This is a genomic window from Hymenobacter fastidiosus (assembly GCF_039539565.1).
GTDB classification, from domain to species: Bacteria; Bacteroidota; Bacteroidia; order Cytophagales; family Hymenobacteraceae; genus Hymenobacter; species Hymenobacter fastidiosus.
In genome coordinates this window covers 1-621 of sequence record NZ_BAABDJ010000004.1, presented here as the reverse complement: position 1 = coordinate 621, position 621 = coordinate 1, and the positions used below count along the sequence as shown (strand labels likewise).

Annotated in this window: 1 protein-coding gene; it reads left to right on the top strand. The window is 71.0% G+C overall.

Features of this window, described 5'->3' with window-relative positions; genetic code table 11:
• On the top strand, nt 1-621 hold a 621-nt coding region (locus ABD833_RS03530; protein ID WP_345071024.1), incomplete at both ends, for a TolC family protein.

The following is a 621-nucleotide window of genomic DNA, read 5'->3' as shown; positions in this document are numbered from 1 at the left end:
TGGCCGATTTATTGACCTTCGTCACGCTGCGCCACCCCGTGGCCCGGCAGGCGGGCCTGCTGCCCGAGCGGGCCCTGCAGGAAGTGCGCTTCGCCCGCGGCCAGTTCGACCCCGCGGCAACCAGCAAATACTACGGCAAAACCTTCGGCGGCAAGGACTACTTCCACGACTGGGACGCCCAGCTGCGGGTGCCGCTTTGGTTCGGGGCCGACGTGAAAGCGGGCTTCGAGCGGGGCGTGGGCACCTTCGTCAACCCCGAAAGCTCCACGGCCCCGGTGGGCCTGAGCTACGTGGGCCTCTCGGTGCCGCTGGCGCAGGGGCTGCTGATAGATGAGCGGCGGGCGGCGGTGCGCCAGGCGCAGGCGCTGCAGGGCCTGGCCGAAGCCGAGCGGCGCGGGGCCCTGAACAAGCTCCAGCTGCAGGCCGCCAAAGACTACTGGGACTGGACGCTGAGCTACCAGCGGCAGGAGCTGCTGCGCCAGAATACCGAGCTGGCGGCGGTGCGCTTCCGGGCCGTGCGCGAGCGGGTCCGCTACGGCGACTTGGCCGCCATCGACTCGGTGGAGGCCCTCACGGAGCTGCAGAACCGCCAGGCCGCGCTGGTGCAGGGCCGGGTGCAGT